Source organism: Shinella sp. NM-101 (assembly GCF_021401195.1).
Lineage (GTDB): Bacteria > Pseudomonadota > Alphaproteobacteria > Rhizobiales > Rhizobiaceae > Shinella.
In genome coordinates, this window is sequence record NZ_JACBFT010000003.1 from 386844 (window position 1) to 404911 (window position 18068).

Here is an 18068-nt window from a genome sequence, read left to right on the forward strand (position 1 = left end):
GCTCGAAAACGGAAAACGGAGATTTGAACATGGCGACCATCGGCACCTTCAAGAAGATCGGTTCGAACGAATTCACCGGCGAAATCGTCACCCTCAGCGTCCAGGCCAAGGGCGTGCGCATCGTCCCCGACCTGCGCTCCACCGGCGAAAACGCCCCCAGCCACCGGGTCCTGGTTGGCCGCGCCGAGATCGGCGCCGCCTGGACGAAGCGCTCGGGCGAAGGCCGCGACTATCTGGGCCTCAAGCTCGACGATCCGAGCTTCAACGCCCCGATCTACGCCAACCTCTTCGACGACGAGGAAGGCGACACCCATTCGCTGATCTGGTCCCGCCCCAACCGCCGCAACGGCGACTGAGACCCGCAGCCGCCCCGCCCGGATAATCCGGGCTGGGCCGAAGCGCTGCCGCCGCAACCGAATCAGTCAAGCCAGAATGACGGCTGAAGCTGGCCAATCAGCAGAAATAGCTTGGCTCACAGCCTCAAGAACGACTATTATAGATGGGGTATTCGGGCACTCCCTAGCCAACAAAGTCGTGGATGTTCCTGAATTCCTCAGCGATTCAGGGGGCATCATGCGAGTTGGGTGAGTCAGCTAAAACTTCTATGATCCGGCACGATGCGACTTTCCCATTGTCGCACGATTTGATCATCCGAGTGAGCTCGCTCTTAAGTCCGAGAAGGCGTCGGATCCGCACCTCGACGGCTTCGAGCTGATCGGTGGCAATTCGGCTCACCTGCTCACAAGAGGACTCTGGCCTTTCCTGCAGAGCGAGCATCGTCTTAATAGCCGGGATGTCGAAGCCGAGATCCCTGGAATGGCGTATGAACGTCAGTCGCCGAACATCCTCTGCTTCATAGAGGCGCCGCCTGCTCTCTGTGCGGGGCGGCGGCGGGATGAGATTGATCCGCTCGTAGTAGCGGATTGTCTCGATATTGACGCCTGTCCGTTGTGACAAGGCTCCGATGGTGATCATGGCGAATTCATTCCGTAACGGTGGTTCGAGTAGGGATAACAACTGGGCGGAAGCGTCATCGGCATCCGTGCGCCGATTGCCGTTGGCCGCTGAGCGCCAACCCTCAGGGCACGTTCATTCCGACGGCGTGTGAGCGCGCAACTCCTCCAACCAGAGGCGGGCGTTGCCATCCGACGGAGCGCGCCAATCGCCGCGCGGCGACAGCGAGCCGCCAGCAGTGACTTTGGGGCCGTTCGGCGACGCCGAGCGCTTGAACTGGCTGATCGTGAAGAAGCGATAGAGGAACACCTCCATCCACGATCTGATTGTGGGCAGATCATATGCGCGACGGCGCTCTTCCGGATACTGTGGAGGCCAAGCTCCGGCGGTGGCGTCACGCCAGGCATGGAAGGCCAGGAAAGCGATCTTCGACGGCTTCAGGCCATAGCGCGTCAAATAAAACAGGGTAAAATCCTGCAGTTCATAAGGCCCAATCTTCTCCTCCGTACTTTGTAAGGCGCCGCCTTCGCCGGCCGGCACGAGTTCTGGCGAAATCACAGTGTCAAGAATGGAGAGCAACGTGCCGTTCGTTGCCTCATCGAAGGCGGCTGACTGTGCCACCCAGCGGATCAAATGCTGGATGAGTGTTTTCGGCACCGACGCGTTGACGTTGTAGTGGCTCATATGGTCGCCGACACCGTAGGTCGACCAGCCGAGCGCGATTTCGGACAGATCGCCAGTGCCAAGCACCATGGCGCCTCGCTGGTTGGCTGCACGGAACAAGATGTCCGTGCGCAGGCCCGCCTGCACGTTCTCGAACGTCACGTCGTAAACCGGCTCGCCTTGCGCGAACGGATGCTGAAGTGACGCCAGCATCTGCTGCGCCAACGGCTTGATGTCGATCTCCTCGGCGGTGACGCCGAGACTACGCATCAGCGTCCAGGCATTTGCCTTGGTGGCCTCCCCCGTCGCGAAGCCCGGCATCGTGAAGCCGAGAATGTCGGACCGGGGCCAGCCTAGCCGGTCGAACGCTTTCGCCGCCACGATCAGCGCGTGAGTGGAGTCCAGACCACCGGAGACCCCGATGCAGACGCGGCGGATGCCCGTCGCCTGAAGGCGCTTCATCAACCCCTGGACCTGGATGCTGTAGGCCTCATAACAGTCCTGGTCGAGGCGTGCCGGATCGGCTGGAGCATAGGGGAAGCGCGCGACGGCCCTGCGCAGCCCGAGGTCCGTCATCGACGGCTCGAACCGGAAGCCGATACGCCGGAACCTGTCTTCAGGCATAGCTTGTGCGATGGCCGCCTCGTTGAAGGTGCCGGTGCGCAGGCGCTCCAGTCTGAGCCTATCAACGTCGACATCGGCGATGGCCATTTGCGAGTCCTGCGGGAACCGTTCGGTCTCTGCCAGCAGCTGCCCGAGTTCATAAATGCAGGCTTGACCGTCCCAAGCGAGGTCCGTCGTCGACTCGCCCGGACCGGCCGCGGAATAGATGTATGCAGCCCAGCACCGCGCCGATTGGGTTGCGCAGAGCAGCCGGCGGGTTTCGGCCTTGCCGACAGTGATGTTGCTGGCCGAGAGGTTGGTAAGGATGAGAGCGCCAGCGAGCGCGGCAAAGTCGCTGGGCGGAGCCGGTCCCCATACGTCCTCGCACAGCTCGACGTGGAAGACGAAGCCTGGCAAATCCTCGGCCGCGAAAATCATATCCATTCCGAAGGGGACGGACTGACCAGCGATCTCGATGGTAGCGCCTTTCAAGTTTCGGCCCGAAGCGAACCAACGCTTTTCGTAGAATTCCCGATAATTCGGCAGATGTCCTTTGGGAACAACACCCAAAATGCGCCCACGATGGACGGCGACAGCGCAATTGTAGAGTCGTCCTTCCCGCACCAGCGGCGCGCCGATGAGCAGAACCGGCGAAAGCTCGCGGCTCGCGGCCGCGACTTCCTCGATCGCTTGTTCCACCCGCTGCAGCAACGCGGCTTGGCCGAGAAGATCGTCAATCGCGTAACCGCAGAGGCCCAATTCCGGGAACACCATCAGCGCAACACCCTGGCGCGCACCGTCGCGGGCGAGCGCGAGCGTCTCAGCGACATTGTAGCTGGGATCGGCGACTTCGCATTTCGGTGTACAGGCAGCCACGCGAACGAAACCCTGCTGATAAATCGAATAGAAGCTCATCCGCCGGTCTCATCTCGTGTTCTTGCGGTGCCCGATCTCGGCACCAAGTGGCCGTGACCGCTGTTACGGCGACCGGGTTCAGTCACGGCCTCGACCCCTCGCAAGGGTTGATTCTGTAGTTACTACAGGATTTATATACCTATGATCGGGGCGTGTGAACCCACGCGCGATGAGTGGTCGCCCCCGGTCTTTCATCACCACAGGCAGGCGGCGGAGGACGACAAGGAGCAAGGACAGTGTTCAAGAGGCTCAGTTCTGACCAGGTGGGCATTGTCCGAGCCTCAGCCGTCGCGCTCGCCTTCGCGGCGGTCGTCCTTGTGGTTGGCTATGCCTGGCTGCCTCCTGAATTGTTCGGCCTCAGCCCAGAGATGGACTTCGGTGAGCGGATCGCGTTCACGTTGAAGGCGAGTATTCTCATGTTTCTCTGGCTGGCCGGCTGCGTCGGCGCGGTGAGCAGAGGCAGGTTCTATTCGCCGGCGGATATACGGGGCTCGGCGTTCGGCAAACCCAGCCCGGCAATCGCCGTGCGTGCCGCGGTGCTGCAGAATTCATTGGAGCAGACAGTACTGGCTTTTGGCGCACATCTGACCCTAGCAGCGCTTCTGCGAGAAACCGAACTGGTGCTCATACCGCTGCTGGTTGCTCTGTTTCTGGTTGGCCGCATCACCTTTGCATTCGGCTACGCCAAACGAGTCTCAGGCCGGGCTTTTGGCATGGCGCTCACCGGCGCCTCAATAATCGCGAGCTATGGAATTGTGGTCGGGCTGATAGCCGCCGGACGCTGACGTCTGTCGCTCGCTTGGACGGCAAAAAACGATTGAAAGGCCTCTTGCTCCTGTAGCCACTACAGAATGTATGGTGCGTGAAAGGATTCGAGCCGGGCTCGAGAGAATAAGCAAATTTAGGAGACCGCAATGACTATTGAAGCCGAGGCTAGAAGCACCTTAGGCACGTTACGCTTCAAGGTTGAGGGCTTGGATTGTCAGAACGAAGTTCGGATGCTTCGTGCCGTGGTCGGTCCCGTCGTCGGTGGCGAGGACAAGTTGTCGTTCGACACCAAGGGCGGTGTCATGGAGGTCGCGGGCCTGACCGCTCCGGCACTCGATACCATTGAGCAGGCGGTCGCTACCACTGGAATGAGGGCACAATTGCTGGCTGAGCTGGATAAGTCCTCCGCGTCGGCGTGGCTGTTCAAGGTCGAGGGCCTCGATTGCAAAAACGAGGTCGCGATGCTCAAGCGCGAAATCGGCCCTCTGGTTGGCGGTGAGGACTGGCTCGCCTTCGACACAGCAAAGGGGTTGATGACGGTCGCGCCTCAGCACCGTGCCTCGATCGACGAACTCGTGAGCGGCATCTCAAGAACCGGGATGTCAGGCTCTCTCATCCAGGATGGTTCGGCCGAAACCATGCTCCTGCGTGTGCGCGGCCTCGACTGCAAGAATGAGGTGGCTGCTCTGACCAGGGAACTGGGACCGCTCGTTGGCGAGGATAAGCTCGCCTTCGACACTTCGCAGGGTGCGATGACCATTGCACCTCAGAGCGGGACAACCCTCCAAGAGATCGAACAGGCGGTCGCGCGAACCGGGATGCGGGCTGAGCTGTGGACAGCGCCGGCCGTTGCTGAGCAGGCAACCTGCGATGCCGCAGGATCCGCGTGCGGTTGCGCGACCAACGTGAAGGAAGCCCTCAGCCCGCCGCCGATCAATCTGCCTGGCGGCGTTGTCTATCGAATCCATGGCATGGATTGTGCCGACGAGATCGCCGCCCTGAAGCGCGAAGTCGGCCCGCTCGTTGGTGAGGACAAGCTCGCTTTCGACCTTCTTAACGGCCGCATGTCGATCGACATGGCGCCTGACGCCGCCTTGGAGGCCAAGATCGAGAAGGCCGTTGTACGCGCCGGCCTGCAGGCGGAGCCCTGGACCGAGGGCGCCACCAGCGAAGGGGCACGGGCAGAAGAGCGGCGCAGACGCATTCAATCATGGCTGACTGCTGCGAGCGGCCTGTTCGTCGCGATCGGATTTGCGGTTCACGCCTGGGTCGGAGGTGGAATCATCGCGGCCTTCGAGGCAGGCGAACATGGTGCAGGTGCAACGCCGCTGCTAAGCGTCATTCTCTATACGCTCGCCGCGCTTTGTGCTGTGCGTTACGTGGCCCCGAAGGCTTGGCTCGCGGCCAGGCGCCTGCGTCCCGACATGAACCTCCTGATGGTGATCGCCGTCGTGGGTGCGATCGGAATTGGCGCTTGGTTCGAAGCCGCAACGGTTTCGTTCTTCTTCGCGCTCGCCCTTGCTCTCGAGGCCTGGAGCCTCGGCCGAGCGCGGCGGGCCGTGGCGGCCCTGATGGAGCTCGCGCCGCCGACCGCGCGCATCATGCTTGAAGACGGCACGGAGAGAGACGTGCCGGCAGCCGAAGTCCGTGTCGGTTCGCACATCATTATTCGACCTGGCGATAAAGTACCGCTCGACGGCCGTGTGGCCGCCGGAGAGAGTGAGGTCAACCAGGCACCGATCACCGGCGAAAGCGTCCCGGTCTTCAAATCGGAAGGAGACGACGTTTTTGCAGGCACCATCAACGGCGAAGGCGCGCTGGACGTCGTGACCACCAAGGCGTCAAGCGATACCACGCTCGCGCAGATCATCCGCATGGTCGGCTCCGCGCAGGGCCGGCGGGCTCCCAGCGAGCAGTGGGTCGAGAAATTTGCACGCGTCTATACGCCCGTCGTTATGGCGCTCGCGATAGCCGTTTTTTTGGTGCCGCCGCTGTTGCTCGGTGGTGGCTGGGAGGTTTGGTTCTATCGCGCCCTCGTATTGCTCGTGATCGCCTGCCCCTGCGCCCTTGTCATCTCGACGCCCGTGACCATTGTGGCTGCCCTTGCGGGAGCTGCGAAGCAGGGCGTGTTGGTGAAAGGCGGCGTCCATCTCGAGACGCCGGCGCGCTTGAAAGCAATCGCCATGGACAAGACGGGGACGCTCACCGAAGGACGTCCTCAGGTCGTGGAGATCTTGGCGCTCGGCAGCCGAAACGAGGATGACCTTCTTCGGTTAGCAGCAGCCCTCGAGGCGCGCAGCGAGCACCCCATCGCCCGCGCTATTTTGGCGAGGGCAACAGAAAACGGCATTGCCGCACAACCGGCCGAGGCCGTCCAGGCCATCACGGGTCGCGGCATGACCGGCCGCGTCTCCGGTCGCGAAGTCTGGCTTGGGTCACGCCGCTACCTCGATGAACGCGCGGTCGGCTCACCGGCCATCCTGGAACGCGCCGACACACTTTCCGGCGCTGGCCGGACCATTGTCGCCGTTGGCGACGGCCAGGAAGTCTGGGGACTGATCGCTGTTGCCGATGCTGTGAGGGCTGAAGCCAAGGATATCGTCACCGCGCTGCATCGGGCGGGCGTGGAAAAAGTGGTGATGCTGACAGGCGACAATCGGGCCACCGCCGAGGCGATTGCCAAGCAGACCGGCATTGATGAAGTTCGCGCGGAACTTCTGCCCGGCGACAAGGTCACGGCCGTCGAGGACCTGGTTCGGCGCTATGGCGTCGTCGCCATGGTGGGTGACGGGGTCAATGACGCCCCTGCCATGGGCCGCGCCAATCTCGGCATTGCCATGGGCGCAATGGGGAGCGACGCAGCCATCGAAACGGCAGACGTCGCCCTGATGTCGGACGACCTCTCCAGACTTCCCTGGCTCGTGCGCCATTCACGAGCCACGCTCGCCGTCATTCGGCAGAATATCGCCTTCTCGATCGCCGTGAAGCTGTTGTTCACAGTGCTGACGGTGATCGGTCTCGCATCCCTTTGGGGCGCGATCGCCGCCGATGTTGGGGCCTCCCTGCTGGTCGTTCTCAACGGTTTGCGGCTCCTCAATCGGGAACAGCGCCAGAGAGATGGTGGCCCAGTCGGCGGCGCAAAGGTTCGAGCACAGGAGCGCCAGCATTCCACTGTGGCTCGCCCTGCAACTGCGCATTGAGCCAATAGCGGCCGCCCTGTATTGGGGCGGCCGCTGACGACAGAAATGCCGATCAGAACCCGAAGAACACAAGGAATCATCGTGGCCGAACGTCCCGCTAGAAATATCGCGATATGGGTTGGCGGCGCATTTGTGGCCGCGCTTCTTTTCGACGTTGCTACGAAGTGGTTGATCATAAATGCCGTCATGGTCCCGCCACGCGTGATCGAGGTTGTGCCCTTTTTCAACCTGACGCTCGGCTTCAACACCGGAGTCAGCTTCGGGATGTTCCAAGATGTCTTCCTCGAGCATCCGTTGGTGTTGGCCGGGATCAAAGTGGCGATCACGGTCGGTCTTCTCGTTTGGGCAATGCGGACCCGCAGGACCATTGAAGCAACGGCTCTCGGCTTGATCGCCGGCGGCGCCGCCGGCAACATCGTTGACCGCGTGCATCAAGGCGCGGTGACAGACTTTCTCGATTTTCACATAGGCAACTGGCATTGGCCGACCTTCAACATGGCGGATGTTGCAATCAGCATTGGCGTCGCGCTGCTCCTGGCTGGATCGCTTTTTTCGACCCAACCGGTGCTTCGCACGCAGGAGCCGCTTAGCAACGGGAAGCGCTGAGCATGGCGGCGCTGGAAATATCGTTGCTCGGGCTGGCGACAGCGGCCGCTGCCGGCGCTATCTCCTTCCTTTCACCCTGCGTCCTGCCGCTCGTGCCGGGCTACCTGTCCTATGTCGCTGGTGGCGCCGGCACGACCGGCAGCAGTGATGCGGTATCCCGGCTTCACATCTTCCGCCCTGCGCTGCTGTTCGTGCTCGGGTTCACGACCATATTCGTGCTGCTTGGAGTCAGCGCGATGGCCCTCGGCGGCCTTCTCCAACGCTTCCAGATGGAAACCAACCTGATCGGCGGAGCTCTGGTCATTGTCTTCGGTTTGGCGATGACGGGGCTCCTTCGCCTCCCGATACTCATGACCGACCGCCGATGGAACGGACCGCGCCAGGTCAATGGACCGGTCGGCGCCTTCCTGCTGGGTGTCGCCTTTGCCTTCGGCTGGACGCCCTGCATTGGCCCGGTATTGGGCTCCATCCTCACGGTAACCGCGACGTCATCAGGCAACGGCGCGATTCTTCTCGGAACTTACGGCCTCGGCCTCGGTGTGCCGTTTCTCCTCACGGCCCTCTTCATGGGAAACGCGGCAGCCGCATTGAAGCGCATGCGCCGCGTCGGTGCCGCGCTGAACATCGGCGGTGGTGCGGTCATGATCGGCGTCGGCGTTTTGATGATGACCGGGAGGTTGCAGGAGATCGCCATTTGGATGCTGATGACGTTTCCGATGCTGGGAGCGATCGGTTGAGGGACTCGCTGGCTGCCGCGAATTGCTGCGACTCGTCAGTCGGCTTCAGAACCCCCGCCGAACTTTGGCGCGTGATTCATCGGGGCGCGCCCGCGCCGCGCAACAACCGGGAGCCAGAATGACGGGAGCGTGTACTCAAGGCGTCGACACCGGATTCGTGGCGCTAGGCTATGGCAAGGTCGCCCTGCTCGGACTTGTCCAAGGCATCACCGAGTTGCTACCGATCTCTTCGACCGCCCATATGCGGATCGTGCCTGCGCTGCTCGGTTGGCAGGATCCTGGCTCAGCCTTTTCAGCCGCCATGCAGCTTGCAGCGCTTACTGCAGTCGTCAGTTATTTCTGGAGCGACGTGAGCCAACTAGCCACCAATTCGCTGCGTGCCGTCGCAAATCGGGATTTCCGAGATCGACACTTCCGCTTCTCGGTCGGAATTCTCCTTGCCACGATCCCGATCGGTATTGCCGGCCTTTCCTTGTCTGGAGCGTTGAACGCGTGCGGCTCGCCGCTTCGTACTCTCGAAGTCATCGGCTGGGCGTGCATCGTCATGGCTGTCCTCCTGGCGCTCGCGGAGATTTTTGCCCGGCACCGACGAACGCTTGAGAACACATCGGCCATCGATGCAATGATCGTGGGAATTGCTCAAATCGGAGCGCTGATTCCTGGCGTTTCGCGTTCAGGCTCGACTTTGACTGCGGCGCTCGCCCTCGGCCTGAAGCGAGATGAGGCGGCGCGGTTCTCATTCCTTCTTGGCCTGCCGGCAATCGCCCTGGCTGGCTTCAAGGAGCTCTGGGAACTCCACAAAGTGCAGCTTTCCGCCGACGGCTGGTCACTACTTCTTGTCGGGCTCGTCGTGGCTTCTATTTCCGCGTTCTGTGCGATTTGGGGGCTGATGCGCGTTCTCGAGCGTTTTTCCGCCTGGCCGTTTGTTATTTACCGAGGTGTTCTCGGTATCGTACTCATCTGGGCGGTTGCTTTGGGCTATTTCACTTGAGATGCAAAATATCGGAAACGTGTATGAGTGAAAAACAACAAGAAGAAGGTGAAATCGAGCTTGACGCGAGCAATGCCGCCGAACGCAGGACTCTTATCTGGGTTCTTGCCATAAACTTCTTGCAGGTGATCGTGGCCGGTGTCGTCGGCGTTATCGCAGACTCGACAGGTCTCTTGGGTGCCGCCCTGGATAATTTGGGAGATGCCGGCGTTTATGCCGTCAGCCTTTATGCCGTCGGCCGGACGATCGTGGCAAAGGTGCGAGTGGCGCGTCTTTCGGGTTTGCTTCTGATCGCCTTTGGACTTGCATTGTTCGTGGAGGTGCTTCGCCGTTTCTTCGTGGGTGCCGAGCCAATCGGCCTCGCCATGATCGTCACGGCTCTCGCCAATGCCGCGCTGAATGTAGTTTGCTTAAAACTGCTGCGGTCGCATCGGGATCGAGGTGTGCATCTCAAAGCGTCCTGGATCTTTACGACGAACGATATGCTGGCGAACGCCGGCATTGTCGCGTCGGGTGCCGCGGTCATGTTCTTCGCGTCCCCGCTGCCTGACCTAATCATCGGGTTGCTGGTTGGCGGCATCGTGCTCAAGGGTGGCTGGAATATCCTGAAGGAGGCGCACGATGCAATAGGTGATGGCTCGTCGCGGCCCAAGGGCCAGTCTAGTCCCGAGAACGACTGAAATAGTCGTAGTTTACAAAATGGTCTGTAGATTGGTTATGAGACGTGTCGACTCTTGATTCGGAGGAGTTCGGCATGTCTCAAAGCTATTATATTGGGCTGGATGTTTCCGCCCGAACAATCAATCTCTGCGTTGTCAACGCCGATGGGCAGGTAGCGCATGAACGAAAGCTTTCATCCAATCCGGAAGAGATTGCGCAGCATATCCTGTCGCTCCCGCTTCCAGTCGTCCGCGTCGGTCTCGAAGCAGGGATGCTGTCTCAGCACATTTATGGGCATTTAGCCGAAGCCGGCATTCCCATCGTGTGTGTAGAGACCCGGCACATGAAGGCGGCTCTCTCCGCGCAACTCAACAAGACCGACCGGCATGATGCGCGCGGAATCGCGCAGATGATGCGCGTCGGCCTCTTCAAACCCGTCCACGTCAAGACGCCGACAAGCCAGCGCCTTCGGACCGTCCTGACGGCCCGCCAACTCCTGCGAAACAAGCTCCAGGATGTTGAAAATGAAATCCGTGGTCTCATCCGAAACTTCGGATATCACCTCGGCAAAGTCACGGCGCGCGATTTCGAGCCGCGAGTACGGGAACTGATCGCAGGAAGCGACCTACACATAGTCGCTGATACGCTCCTGTTGGCGCGGCGATCGCTGCGGGAGCAGTTCGGTCGGTTGGACGATTTGCTTGTCCGTCTCGCGCGGGACGACACTGTTTCGCGCCGGTTTATGACGGTGCCGGGGGTCGGCCCGCTCGTAGCGCTCATCTTCCGGGCAACGGTCGATGTCCCATCTCGCTTCACTCGGTCGCGAACCGTTGGTGCCCATTTTGGTCTGACGCCGCGCAAGCACCAATCCGGCGAAGTGGATCGCACCGGCCGCATTTCGAGATGGGGTGACGCCATGACGCGCAGCGCGCTCTACGAGGCAGCACAGGTGCTACTGACTCGCGTAAAACGCTGGTCCACCCTAAAGGCTTGGGCTGCTCAGGTCTCGCGACGTCGAGGCCACAAGAAGGCGATCGTCGCCCTCGCTCGCCGCATCGGTGTCATACTGCATCGCATGTGGGTGGATGGAACTGAGTTCGACTGGGGTAAGCGGCCAGAGGCCGCCGCTCCTCTGACATAGGTTCGGTCAGGCGCAAGTCTGACTGAGGCGTCTCCCTGCGAGGGGACGAGGGACGGTGAGTTCGCAAATACGACTTGGCAGCGTCGGCATGTCCAACGCGAAGCCGCATTATAGATTGCTCCGCCGGCTCTTCTGATCCCATCCTGTGGCGGCCTCGTGCCGACCACGAAGAGAAGCATGATCCTCGCGGGAATACGGCTCAAAGCTGATCGTCGGGCCGGACCAATTCCATGTGGCTGACGCCGAGGGCCTGAGCCAATTCATAAAGCGTGATCACGGTCGGGTTCCTCCGGCCGCGTTCAAGGCTGCTGAGATACTGTTGACTGAAACCGGAGCGCGCTTCGACCTCTTCCTGGGTCAGGCCTTTCTCCCGACGCAGGCGGGCGAAGTTCCGGCCGACCAATTTGCGCATATCCATGCGCAGGAGGATCGTGATTTACATACTTTGAGTTTATCAACTATAGTATGTAAATGAGCCAGCGGAGCGCGCGGGAAGCCTCGCTATCCGATTGGCCCGAATAGAGAAGTCGTAGTTCTGGCGCGCGTGCCCGTGCCGATGGGAGGTGATCATGCATGATCACCGCCCGACAATCACGGGCCGCACGCGCGTTGCTGGGTTGGACACAGGAGACGCTCGCTGACAAGGCCCAGGTATCACTGACCGCGTTGAAGCGCCTCGAATCCGAAAACGGCCTCGAGGTGTATGAAACGACGCGCGATCAGGTTCGTCGGGCCTTTGAAGGCAACGGCATCGTTCTCCTCACATCCGACCAGGGTGAAGGTGTGATGCTCGTCCGTGCGAAAATCGACAGTCGCAAGTCTTCGTGATTTCTGCCCGTTTGAACTGACAGGCGATACACGCGGCGCATCGCCTGATGTGTGCGATGCTCGCTGCTTCGCGTCCAGATCCAATGGTTAACACCGGGATTTAGAATGGCTATAAATGGGTACTGGGGCACAATATGACGGACATAGATTTTCTCGACGAACCGCCGGAAAGCGCGGTGCTCACGGCATATGACCGTAAGCACATGGTTCGCTATCTGCGCCTGCTCGACGCGGCGACGGACGGCGCCGACTGGCGCGAAGCCGTCATGATCCTGTTCGGCCTCGACCCCACGAACGAGCCAGAACGTGCGCGCCATGTCCATGATACCCATCTGGCCCGCGCGCGCTGGATGACGGAGCACGGCTATCGATTGTTGGTGCGCGAAGGCCATCTTCATTGATTAATTGCGATGCAGTCACGGCATCGCATGTTGCAACCCTCAGGGCTTCCGACCGGTATTGCAATCGGGAATCATCACAGGCCGCGATACGCACGAACGATGCGAGCCTGGAGGTAACATGACTCCCGATATATCGAACTGGAGAGCTTCACCGAACTACGACTATATCGAACGCCTTGTGGCGCCCGACCTCGCCTGGGAATGGTTGCGGCGCAACAGCGAGTACCAGCATGACTATTCCCAGGTCGAAGGCCAGGCGGAAGAGCCCGAGTTGCTTGTGAACGCAGTGCGACAGCGGTGGGGCCTGCAATTTCCTTGTCCACCCTGTTTTCACCGCCGTTGAGATTCCCGTCTTCTGGTCGCCAGAGGAAGACAGCAGCGTTGTCATCCTGACGGATGTTCCCTCGCTCCTTCCCTCCGACAACATTTTTATCGACGCGCTCGATCCGAACGCGCCCCAGCGGGACGAAGCCGGCGAGCATTTTCTCCATGATCTCGGCAACGGGCAGTCGCTGCACCTGGTCCGCCTGATTGGCGTCGATGGAGCCCGGCCGCTGGCGGCTCTTGTACCCCTCAACGCGGACGGCCTTGATCGCGTCGAAGCGGTCAGCCGCCTCGTCAAGGCGCTTCATGGGCGCGCCGTGCCACAAGATACCCGACTGACCGACCAGCAATTACGCCGCGCGCGCCACATGCTACAAGCCGTCGATGGCCGGACCAACGGCGCAAGCTACCGCGAAATTGCCGAGGCCCTCTTCGGCGTGCGTCGCGTCGCCGATCAGCCGTGGAAAACCTCCGCGCTGCGAGACACCGTCAGGGATCTCGTCCGCGACGGCCTTGCCATGATCCAGGGCGGGTATCGTCAGCTTCTTCGTCATCGCCGCCGACCCTAGCGAATTCTCCCTTTTCGGGAGGGGGGAGAATTTAGCCCTTCCATCTTCGCCCTCCCTCCTGCCGGGCCTTCTTCGCCACCGTGCTTCTCGTCCGCCGCCGATCCTCGACGGCTCTAACGAACCCCACGGAGGCTCGATCCATGCGACACGATCTCGCCGTTTTGCCGCCGCGCTTTCTGCGCACCAAAGAGGCGGCCGAATTTCTCAGCCTGTCAGCCCGAACCCTCGAAAAACACCGGACCTATGGGACTGGCCCGGCCTACCGCAAACTCGGCGGCCGGGTCGTCTACGCGGTCGATGACCTGCGGGCCTGGGCTGAGCGGGGCGCCGTCACCTCGACCTCCGATCCGCGCGGCGCAGTGCTGCCCGCCAAGCGGCAAGAGCCGACGCAGCCGGCCCATGCCGGCCGTTACGCCCGCTGAGCGGTCGGCCATGACGTTTCACCGTCACAGCAACGAGCGCGATCAGCTCGACCTCTTCCGGACGCTGCCGGGCGATCTTGCTCCGCGCGACGCCCAGGATCTCATGGCCTATCCTTTCTTCTCGCTCGCCAAGTCGAAACGCCTGGCGCCGATCGACTTCAAGGCCGGGTCGATCGTCATCCGGGTCGAAGCGGTGGCCGAGCACGGCATGGCAACGATCTGGGATGCCGATGTCCTGATCTGGGCGGCGTCCCAGATCGTGGAAGCGCGCGACCTGGGCCTGCGCCCGTCGCGCCTGATGGCTACGACGCCCTACGAAATCCTGACCTTCATTGGCCGCGGCGTCAGCCTGCGTGATTATGACCGCCTCAAAGCGGCCCTCGATCGCCTTCAGTCGACCACCGTGGCGACATCGATCCGCCAGCCAACCGAGCGGCGGATGCATCGCTTCTCCTGGATCAACGAGTGGAAGGAGAAGGCCGACCATCGCGGCCGTCCGCTCGGGCTCGAACTGATCCTGCCCGACTGGTTCTACGCCGCCGTGCTCGACGACGCGCTCGTACTGACCATCGACCAGGCCTATTTTGATTTGACGGGCGGGCTCGAACGCTGGCTCTACCGGCTTGTGCGCAAGCATGGCGGCCGCCAGGAATATGGCTGGAGTTTCGATCTCCTCCATCTGCACGCCAAGTCGGGGTCGCTCTCGCCCCTGAAGCATTTCGCCTACGACCTGCGAGACATCGTCCGGCGCCAGCCGCTGCCCGGCTACCGGCTCGTGATCGAGCAGCCGTCAGGTCTTCCCGAACGACTTTCCTTCGCTCCGACCGATCCGGTGCCCTTCGGCGTGCCCCGGCTTCGCCGTCGCCGTGCAACCTCTCGCTCTGGGGATAAGCTGTGAATAGTCTCGTGCTATCAGGGACCGCGCCTATCGTGCCATCGGGGACCCGATCCTCGTGCTATCGGGGACCGGAATCGTCGATTCCTTGCCTTGAATCAAAAGCTTGTGGCGCCCGTAACTTATCTAACCAGAATTCCTATGGAATTCTTCTAACGCACTCCGCCGTTTCTACGATTGCGGAAAACCGCTCGCCGACGATCGGGAGCGCGTCATGATCGTCGCGCTGCTCAATCAGAAGGGCGGTGTCGGCAAGACGACGCTGGCGCTGAATCTCGCCGGGGAACTGGCCCGTCGCGGTCAGCGCGTCACCCTGATCGATGCGGACCCGCAAGGCTCGGCGTTGGACTGGTCGCAGCAGCGCAGCCATGAAGGCCTTCCGCGCCTGTTCGGCGTCGTTGGTCTCGCCCGCGACACGCTGCACCGGGAAGCGCCGGAACTGGCCCGCGACGTCGATCATATCGTCATCGACGGTCCGCCGCGTGTCGCCGCGCTGATGCGCTCGGCGCTGCTTGCCGCCGACCTGGTCCTGATCCCCGTGCAGCCGTCGCCACTCGACGGCTGGGCTTCGGCCGAAATGCTGGCGCTCGTCACCGAGGCGCGCATCTACCGCCCGGACCTCGCCACCCGCTTCGTGCTGAACCGTTGCGGCGCGCGCACCGTGCTAGCGCGCGAGACAGCCGAGACGCTGGCCGATCACGATCCGCCGGTGCTCTCCAGCACCATCGGCCAGCGCATCGCTTTCGCAGTCGCCGCGCAGTCCGGCCGCCTCGTCTCCGAACTCGACGACGACACGCCTGCCGCACGTGAGATCGCAGCATTGGCGGACGAGCTCGACCGGCTTGGCATCGGGAGGGCCGCGCGATGAGCGAGCATCCGACGCGCCGTGGCTTCGCTGCCCGTCCAGCCGATCCCGAAGATTGGATCAAGGCGGCCGAAACTCCGCCACGCGACGGTGAGGCCAGCGGTTTCACCGCACGGCTCACGATCGACGTAACGCCAGAGCTGCGCGGGCGGATCAAGATCGCCGCCTTCCGTCGGGGCATCACGGTCGCTGACATGCTGCGCGACCTGCTCGCGCGCGAATTCCCCCAAACCGAAGGAGACCATCCATGACCAGCGCCGCGGTTCCCTCCGCGCGCGGCGGCCCGGTGCCGCGCGCGCATTCCGCCGACAGCCTTACCCATGTCGAACTGACGCATATCGAGAAGCGGATCGAGAACTGGATCAGGTTCGGCCGCGAGGTGAACGAACAGGTGCTCGACCGCAGGCGGCGCGTCTTCTCCTACCGGCCGGGCAGCATCTTCGCCTTTGTCCGCTGGGCGGCCAACGACTTCGGCACGATCATCTCCCGCATCGACATCGTTCGCGCCGTTGAGCCGGGCGAGCCCTACCAAACGCTCCCCTTCGTGCGTCCCGGCGGCGACATCCTGCTCAAGATCGAGGGCTGGCCCAAGGTCGAACAGGTGCTCCGTCACATCGACGCGGTGGAGACCGCCGGCATCGACGCCTGCGACGTCGCTACCGATCACTGGCGGCATGTCGCCAACCGGATGACCGCCGGTCAGGAGCCTCGCCCCTACACGCTAGAACGCCATCAGGCGTGGCTCAAGCGGCGGGAGATCGAGCAATGACCCGCTTCGGTTATGTCTTGGCGACGTATTTTTCCGTCATGGGCGTCGCCATCGCCGCGTTCATTCCGACGCCGCTGCGCATCGTCTGGAACGCCTCGGCCAGCGTGCCGATCGGCCTCTATGATCTCGATCTGCCACGTCATCTGGAAATTGGCGATCTGGTCGCCGTCATGCCCGACAAGCCACTCGCCGACTTCATGGTCGACCGCGGCTATATCGGTCGCGGCGTGCCGCTGATGAAGCGTGTCATGGGGCTTCCCGGTCAACGGGTTTGCCGTACCGGCAACGCCGTGACCGTCGATGCCGTGCCGCTCGGCGATGCCCTCGGCCGCGACAGCCAAGGTCGAGAACTACCCGTCTGGCAGGGCTGCCGCCACATCGCGGACGGCGACATCTTCCTGATGAATCCTGACGTGCGCGACAGCCTGGACGGCCGCTACTTCGGCCCGATCCCTGCGCACACCGTTCTCGGCAAGGCGGCGCCGATCTACACCGACGAGGCCGGTGACGGTCGCTACGTCTGGCGTGCCGCCACGCACTGATCGCCTCCCCATCGGCGGAAGCGGTGTCTGCCGATGGGTTTCCCAACGCCACCGCCAAGGAACCCACCATGCCCCAGATCGGACAATTTACACGCGAGACCTCCGGCTTTGTCGGGCGCATCGAGACGTTCACGCTCTTCCGCGACATCGTCATCGTTTCGGCAGAGCCGTCCGATGCCGAGAACGCGCCGGACTTCCGCATCCATGCCAGCGACGACGGCAAAGCGGAGGCCGGCCCGGAAGTCGGAGCGGGCTGGAAGCGTACCGGCGAACGCGCAGGCGAATATATCGCCTTGCTGATCGACGATCCCGCTTTGAAGCAGCCGATCCGCGCCAACCTGTTCCGCGACGACGATGCCGGCAACGCATGGTCACTGCACTGGAGCCGCCCGCAGGCGCGCGGCGGGAAGGGCTGACACCATGCGCCGTCCCGCCCTCCTTCTTCTTTCCGGCCTGATCTTTGCCGCCCCATGGACGGCCTCCGCACTGGCGCAGGCGGAGCCGGTGCGGCGTCCGGCGCCTGCCGACCCCTATGCCGCCCATATCGCGGAGGCCTCGCAGCGCTTCGGCATCCCGACGGCATGGATCAGGGCCGTCATGCGGGTCGAAAGCGCGGGCGACCGCCAGGCAGTCTCGTCGGCCGGCGCGATGGGGCTGATGCAGATCATGCCCGACACCTGGGCGGAACTGCGCGTCCGGCATCGGCTCGGCAGCGATCCCTATGACCCGCGCGACAACATCCTGGCGGGCACGGCTTACCTGCGCGAACTGTACGACCGTTACGGCTCCCCAGGGTTTCTCGCGGCGTACAATGCCGGTCCCGGCCGCTACGAAGCATCGCTTTCCGGTCGCCCGCTGCCCGCCGAAACCCGCGCCTATGTCGCAACCATCGCGCCGATCATCAACGGCAGCGAAACCGCCGAACCTGTCATGGTCGCCTCGGTTGAGCCGCTCGCCTGGACGCGCGCGCCGCTGTTTGTAGCGCAGCGGATAAGCGCTGCAGCTGCCGATCCCGTGTCGGCGGATCGTCCACCGACCGACGCGCCGGCAGCAGTTACCGTGCGCGATGTCTCTGCCATCGCGCCGCAGTCCGGCGGATTGTTCGTGCCGCGCCCCGCGGAAAGGCCGGTCCCATGACCGCATTGCCTCCCATTCGCATCCTGTCGGGCTCTGGCGCAGCATATGGGGCGCAGAGGTGGGGACCGGGCAACACGA

The 18068-nt window shown here is 62.5% G+C and carries 23 protein-coding genes; 20 read left to right on the forward strand and 3 right to left on the reverse strand.

Annotation, left to right across the window (positions count from 1 at the left end; genetic code table 11):
* The first annotated feature begins 29 nt into the window (after positions 1 to 29).
* Complete coding sequence (locus L0976_RS08900; protein ID WP_025560835.1) at positions 30 to 356, forward strand: DUF736 domain-containing protein; 327 nt, start codon at positions 30 to 32, stop codon at positions 354 to 356.
* Positions 357 to 561: 205 nt separating this feature from the next.
* Here L0976_RS08900 and L0976_RS08905 read toward each other — a convergent pair whose 3' ends face one another.
* The gene (locus L0976_RS08905) at positions 562 to 975 is read right to left on the reverse strand and encodes a helix-turn-helix domain-containing protein (RefSeq protein WP_024338473.1); all 414 of its coding nucleotides are present in this window, start codon (positions 973 to 975) and stop codon (positions 562 to 564) included.
* 114 nt (positions 976 to 1089) lie between these two features.
* Complete coding sequence (locus L0976_RS08910; protein ID WP_024922550.1) at positions 1090 to 3135, reverse strand: NAD(+) synthase; 2046 nt, start codon at positions 3133 to 3135, stop codon at positions 1090 to 1092.
* 236 nt (positions 3136 to 3371) lie between these two features.
* On the opposite strand from L0976_RS08910, the gene L0976_RS08915 reads away from it, so the two are divergent.
* The 7 genes from L0976_RS08915 to L0976_RS08945 all read left to right on the forward strand — a co-directional run bounded on the left by L0976_RS08915 (position 3372) and on the right by L0976_RS08945 (position 11238).
* Positions 3372 to 3920: an MAPEG family protein gene (locus tag L0976_RS08915; RefSeq protein ID WP_024338471.1), complete on the forward strand. Its 549-nt coding sequence runs from the start codon at positions 3372 to 3374 to the stop codon at positions 3918 to 3920.
* A 129-nt stretch (positions 3921 to 4049) separates the two neighbouring features.
* Positions 4050 to 7103: a cation-translocating P-type ATPase gene (locus L0976_RS08920; protein ID WP_234186982.1), complete on the forward strand. Its 3054-nt coding sequence runs from the start codon at positions 4050 to 4052 to the stop codon at positions 7101 to 7103.
* Positions 7104 to 7184: 81 nt separating this feature from the next.
* Positions 7185 to 7709 (forward strand): signal peptidase II, encoded by a 525-nt coding sequence (lspA, locus tag L0976_RS08925; protein ID WP_044411231.1) that lies wholly within the window; start codon positions 7185 to 7187, stop codon positions 7707 to 7709.
* Between the two features lie 2 nt (positions 7710 to 7711).
* Positions 7712 to 8446, forward strand: a complete 735-nt coding sequence (locus tag L0976_RS08930) for a cytochrome c biogenesis CcdA family protein (RefSeq protein WP_024343497.1) — start codon at positions 7712 to 7714, stop codon at positions 8444 to 8446.
* Positions 8447 to 8564: 118 nt separating this feature from the next.
* Positions 8565 to 9437: an undecaprenyl-diphosphatase UppP gene (gene uppP, locus L0976_RS08935; protein ID WP_024343496.1), complete on the forward strand. Its 873-nt coding sequence runs from the start codon at positions 8565 to 8567 to the stop codon at positions 9435 to 9437.
* Positions 9438 to 9460: 23 nt separating this feature from the next.
* Positions 9461 to 10117 (forward strand): cation transporter, encoded by a 657-nt coding sequence (locus tag L0976_RS08940; protein ID WP_024343495.1) that lies wholly within the window; start codon positions 9461 to 9463, stop codon positions 10115 to 10117.
* Between the two features lie 74 nt (positions 10118 to 10191).
* On the forward strand, positions 10192 to 11238 hold the full coding sequence (locus L0976_RS08945; RefSeq protein ID WP_024343494.1) for an IS110 family transposase: 1047 nt from the start codon (positions 10192 to 10194) through the stop codon (positions 11236 to 11238).
* 199 nt (positions 11239 to 11437) lie between these two features.
* On the opposite strand, the gene L0976_RS08950 is transcribed toward L0976_RS08945, so the two are convergent.
* Complete coding sequence (locus tag L0976_RS08950) at positions 11438 to 11656, reverse strand: helix-turn-helix domain-containing protein (RefSeq protein ID WP_024343470.1); 219 nt, start codon at positions 11654 to 11656, stop codon at positions 11438 to 11440.
* 155 nt (positions 11657 to 11811) lie between these two features.
* On the opposite strand from L0976_RS08950, the gene L0976_RS08955 reads away from it, so the two are divergent.
* The 12 genes from L0976_RS08955 (at position 11812) to L0976_RS09010 (ending at position 17990) form a co-directional block, all read left to right on the forward strand.
* Complete coding sequence (locus L0976_RS08955; protein WP_114215823.1) at positions 11812 to 12066, forward strand: helix-turn-helix transcriptional regulator; 255 nt, start codon at positions 11812 to 11814, stop codon at positions 12064 to 12066.
* A 134-nt stretch (positions 12067 to 12200) separates the two neighbouring features.
* Positions 12201 to 12467: a DNA -binding domain-containing protein gene (locus L0976_RS08960; RefSeq protein ID WP_234186983.1), complete on the forward strand. Its 267-nt coding sequence runs from the start codon at positions 12201 to 12203 to the stop codon at positions 12465 to 12467.
* Positions 12468 to 12585: 118 nt separating this feature from the next.
* The gene (locus L0976_RS08965) at positions 12586 to 12810 is read left to right on the forward strand and encodes a transcriptional regulator domain-containing protein (protein WP_234186984.1); all 225 of its coding nucleotides are present in this window, start codon (positions 12586 to 12588) and stop codon (positions 12808 to 12810) included.
* Positions 12811 to 13021: 211 nt separating this feature from the next.
* Positions 13022 to 13360, forward strand: a complete 339-nt coding sequence (locus L0976_RS08970; protein ID WP_234187068.1) for a DUF2285 domain-containing protein — start codon at positions 13022 to 13024, stop codon at positions 13358 to 13360.
* Positions 13361 to 13500: 140 nt separating this feature from the next.
* Positions 13501 to 13782 (forward strand): AlpA family transcriptional regulator, encoded by a 282-nt coding sequence (locus tag L0976_RS08975; RefSeq protein ID WP_234186985.1) that lies wholly within the window; start codon positions 13501 to 13503, stop codon positions 13780 to 13782.
* Positions 13760 to 14680 (forward strand): replication initiator protein A, encoded by a 921-nt coding sequence (locus tag L0976_RS08980; RefSeq protein ID WP_370643609.1) that lies wholly within the window; start codon positions 13760 to 13762, stop codon positions 14678 to 14680. The genes L0976_RS08975 and L0976_RS08980 overlap by 23 nt, the downstream gene beginning before the upstream one ends.
* 211 nt (positions 14681 to 14891) lie before the next feature.
* Positions 14892 to 15545: a ParA family partition ATPase gene (parA, locus tag L0976_RS08985; RefSeq protein WP_234186986.1), complete on the forward strand. Its 654-nt coding sequence runs from the start codon at positions 14892 to 14894 to the stop codon at positions 15543 to 15545.
* The gene (locus L0976_RS08990; RefSeq protein WP_234186987.1) at positions 15542 to 15793 is read left to right on the forward strand and encodes a hypothetical protein; all 252 of its coding nucleotides are present in this window, start codon (positions 15542 to 15544) and stop codon (positions 15791 to 15793) included. Before parA ends, L0976_RS08990 begins: the two co-directional genes overlap by 4 nt.
* The gene (locus L0976_RS08995) at positions 15790 to 16311 is read left to right on the forward strand and encodes a DUF2840 domain-containing protein (protein ID WP_234186988.1); all 522 of its coding nucleotides are present in this window, start codon (positions 15790 to 15792) and stop codon (positions 16309 to 16311) included. Before L0976_RS08990 ends, L0976_RS08995 begins: the two co-directional genes overlap by 4 nt.
* Entirely contained in the window at positions 16308 to 16853 is a 546-nt protein-coding gene (locus L0976_RS09000) for a S26 family signal peptidase (protein ID WP_234186989.1), read from the forward strand. Before L0976_RS08995 ends, L0976_RS09000 begins: the two co-directional genes overlap by 4 nt.
* A 68-nt stretch (positions 16854 to 16921) precedes the next feature.
* Positions 16922 to 17269: a DUF736 domain-containing protein gene (locus L0976_RS09005; protein ID WP_234186990.1), complete on the forward strand. Its 348-nt coding sequence runs from the start codon at positions 16922 to 16924 to the stop codon at positions 17267 to 17269.
* A 4-nt stretch (positions 17270 to 17273) separates the two neighbouring features.
* Positions 17274 to 17990 carry a lytic transglycosylase domain-containing protein gene (locus L0976_RS09010; RefSeq protein ID WP_234186991.1) on the forward strand — a complete coding sequence of 239 codons (717 nt, stop codon included), beginning with the start codon at positions 17274 to 17276 and terminating at the stop codon, positions 17988 to 17990.
* Positions 17991 to 18068 lie beyond the last annotated feature (78 nt).

Excerpts from the sequence above, each read along its gene's own strand:
- L0976_RS08940 (WP_024343495.1), top strand. The coding sequence starts at position 9,461 with ATGAGTGAAAAACAACAAGAAGAAGGTGAAATCGAGCTTGACGCGAGC.
- uppP (WP_024343496.1), top strand. The coding sequence starts at position 8,565 with ATGACGGGAGCGTGTACTCAAGGCGTCGACACCGGATTCGTGGCGCTA.
- L0976_RS08990 (WP_234186987.1), top strand. The coding sequence starts at position 15,542 with ATGAGCGAGCATCCGACGCGCCGTGGCTTCGCTGCCCGTCCAGCCGAT.
- L0976_RS08950 (WP_024343470.1), bottom strand. The coding sequence starts at position 11,656 with ATGGATATGCGCAAATTGGTCGGCCGGAACTTCGCCCGCCTGCGTCGG.
- L0976_RS08945 (WP_024343494.1), top strand. The coding sequence starts at position 10,192 with ATGTCTCAAAGCTATTATATTGGGCTGGATGTTTCCGCCCGAACAATC.
- L0976_RS08920 (WP_234186982.1), top strand. The coding sequence starts at position 4,050 with ATGACTATTGAAGCCGAGGCTAGAAGCACCTTAGGCACGTTACGCTTC.
- parA (WP_234186986.1), top strand. The coding sequence starts at position 14,892 with ATGATCGTCGCGCTGCTCAATCAGAAGGGCGGTGTCGGCAAGACGACG.
- L0976_RS08960 (WP_234186983.1), top strand. The coding sequence starts at position 12,201 with ATGACGGACATAGATTTTCTCGACGAACCGCCGGAAAGCGCGGTGCTC.
- L0976_RS08955 (WP_114215823.1), top strand. The coding sequence starts at position 11,812 with ATGATCACCGCCCGACAATCACGGGCCGCACGCGCGTTGCTGGGTTGG.
- L0976_RS08965 (WP_234186984.1), top strand. The coding sequence starts at position 12,586 with ATGACTCCCGATATATCGAACTGGAGAGCTTCACCGAACTACGACTAT.
- L0976_RS09010 (WP_234186991.1), top strand. The coding sequence starts at position 17,274 with ATGCGCCGTCCCGCCCTCCTTCTTCTTTCCGGCCTGATCTTTGCCGCC.
- L0976_RS08905 (WP_024338473.1), bottom strand. The coding sequence starts at position 975 with ATGATCACCATCGGAGCCTTGTCACAACGGACAGGCGTCAATATCGAG.
- L0976_RS08910 (WP_024922550.1), bottom strand. The coding sequence starts at position 3,135 with ATGAGCTTCTATTCGATTTATCAGCAGGGTTTCGTTCGCGTGGCTGCC.
- L0976_RS08995 (WP_234186988.1), top strand. The coding sequence starts at position 15,790 with ATGACCAGCGCCGCGGTTCCCTCCGCGCGCGGCGGCCCGGTGCCGCGC.
- L0976_RS09000 (WP_234186989.1), top strand. The coding sequence starts at position 16,308 with ATGACCCGCTTCGGTTATGTCTTGGCGACGTATTTTTCCGTCATGGGC.
- L0976_RS08975 (WP_234186985.1), top strand. The coding sequence starts at position 13,501 with ATGCGACACGATCTCGCCGTTTTGCCGCCGCGCTTTCTGCGCACCAAA.
- L0976_RS08900 (WP_025560835.1), top strand. The coding sequence starts at position 30 with ATGGCGACCATCGGCACCTTCAAGAAGATCGGTTCGAACGAATTCACC.
- L0976_RS08980 (WP_370643609.1), top strand. The coding sequence starts at position 13,760 with ATGCCGGCCGTTACGCCCGCTGAGCGGTCGGCCATGACGTTTCACCGT.
- L0976_RS08930 (WP_024343497.1), top strand. The coding sequence starts at position 7,712 with ATGGCGGCGCTGGAAATATCGTTGCTCGGGCTGGCGACAGCGGCCGCT.
- L0976_RS09005 (WP_234186990.1), top strand. The coding sequence starts at position 16,922 with ATGCCCCAGATCGGACAATTTACACGCGAGACCTCCGGCTTTGTCGGG.